This window comes from Kitasatospora sp. NPDC007106 (assembly GCF_040634455.1).
In the GTDB taxonomy this organism is placed as follows: domain Bacteria; phylum Actinomycetota; class Actinomycetes; order Streptomycetales; family Streptomycetaceae; genus Kitasatospora; species Kitasatospora arboriphila.
On sequence record NZ_JBEYFP010000928.1, the window covers coordinates 1 to 2,169 of the forward strand.

Annotated in this window: 1 protein-coding gene; it reads left to right on the forward strand. The window is 73.6% G+C overall.

Translation table 11 applies throughout. From position 1 onward, the window contains the following. Positions 1-305: 305 nt before the first annotated feature. A partial coding sequence (locus tag ABZ641_RS34125) for a phosphoketolase family protein (protein ID WP_359988198.1) occupies positions 306-2,169 on the forward strand: 1,864 nt, incomplete at its 3' end.

A 2,169-nucleotide genomic window follows, 5' to 3' on the forward strand; every position in this document is an offset into this window, starting at 1 on the left:
CGCTCCCGCGCAGCCGCCGCCGCGGAGGTCGCCGCCGACCGAACGGGCCTTCCGGAAGGGACTTCGCGTCCACCGTCGATGACGCCCCCTCCCGGTCGTCGTCGGGTCGGCCCGCGGCCTTCGGCAGGTACCCGCAGGCGCCCGGATCGTGCCGTGCAGCAGCCGGGCTCCCCGGGGCCACAGGTCCCGGCCCGGATCCGGTTCCGGGGACCGATCGGCCCTGTGCCCGGGCGGTCGCAGCGGGTGACGATGGCCCGGGCCGCCGCGCGGCGGCCGTCCGGACCGATGCCGAGGAGGCAGCCGACATGCCCGCTACCCCAAGCACGCAGCCCGGCACCCCGTCCGAGGAGGAGCTGCGGTCGCTCGACGCCCACTGGCGGGCCGCCAACTACCTCGCGGTGGGACAGATCTACCTGATGGCCAATCCGCTGCTGCGCGAGCCGCTGCGCCCCGAGCACATCAAGCCGCGGCTGCTGGGGCACTGGGGCACCTCGCCGGGACTGAACCTCGTGCACACCCACCTCAACCGGGTCGTCAGGAACCGCGGCCTGGACGCGATCTGCGTCTGGGGCCCCGGACACGGCGGCCCGGCCGTGCTGGCGAACTCGTGGCTGGACGGCAGCTACTCGGAGACGTACCCGGACGTGAGCCGGGACGAGGCGGGCATGGCCCGGTTGTTCCGTCAGTTCTCCTTCCCCGGCGGAGTGCCGAGCCACGTCGCGCCGGAGACCCCGGGCTCGATCCACGAGGGCGGCGAGCTCGGCTACGCGCTCTCGCACGCGTACGGCGCGGCCTTCGACAACCCCGGTCTGCTGGTCGCCTGCGTGATCGGCGACGGAGAGGCCGAGACCGGCCCGCTGGCCGCCTCCTGGCACGGCAACAAGTTCCTCGACCCGGTGCACGACGGCGCGGTGCTGCCGATCCTGCACCTGAACGGGTACAAGATCGCCAACCCGACGGTGCTGTCACGCCTGCCCGAGGGCGAACTCGACGCCCTGCTGCGCGGCTACGGCCACCTCCCGCTGTACGTCACCGGCGCCGACCCGGCGGCCGTCCACCGGGCGATGGCGGAGGCCATGGACACCGCCCTGGACCGGATCGCCGCGATCCAGTACGAGGCCCGCACCGACGGGTCCACCCGGCGCCCGCACTGGCCGCTGCTCGTGCTGCGCACCCCGAAGGGATGGACCGGCCCGGCCGAGGTCGACGGCCTGCCGGTGGAGGGCACCTGGCGGGCCCACCAGGTGCCGCTCGACCACGTCCGGGACGACCCCGGGCACCTCGCCCAGCTGGAGGCCTGGCTGCGCTCCTACCGTCCCCGGGAACTCTTCGACGAGCACGGCGGGCCCGCGGCCGACGTGCTGGCGTGCATACCCGACGGCACCCGCCGGCTCGGGGCCAACCCGCACGCCAACGGCGGCCTGCTGCTGCGCGACCTGCCGCTGCCGGACCTGGACCGTTACGCGGTTCCGGTGGACAAGCCGGGCACCACCCGGCACGAACCGACCCAGGTCCTGGGCGGTCTGCTCGCCGACCTGATGGCCGCCACCGCCGACCGCCGGGACTTCCGCCTGGTCGGCCCGGACGAGACCGCCTCCAACCGGCTCCAGGCCGTCTACGCCGCCACCGGCAAGGCCTGGCAGGCCGACACGCTGCCCGTCGACGAACACCTCGCCCGGGACGGCCGGGTCATGGAGATCCTCTCCGAACACACCTGCCAGGGCTGGCTGGAGGGCTACCTGCTCACCGGGCGCCACGGCCTGTTCTCCTGCTACGAGGCGTTCGTCCACATCGTCGACTCGATGGTGAACCAGCACATCAAGTGGCTGCGCACCACGCGCGCCCTGCCCTGGCGGGCGCCGATCGCCTCGCTCAACTACCTGCTCACCTCGCACGTCTGGCGCCAGGACCACAACGGCTTCTCCCACCAGGACCCGGGCTTCGTCGACCACGTCCTCAACAAGAGCCCCGAGGCCGTCCGGGTCTACTTCCCGCCGGACGCCAACACCCTGCTCGCCACCGCCGACCACGTGCTGCGCAGCCGCGACTACGTCAACGTCGTCGTCGCCGGAAAGCAGCCCTGCTCCGACTGGCTCACGCTGGACGAGGCCCGCACCCACTGCGCCCGGGGCGCCGGAATCTGGGAGTGGGCGGGCACGGACGACGGCG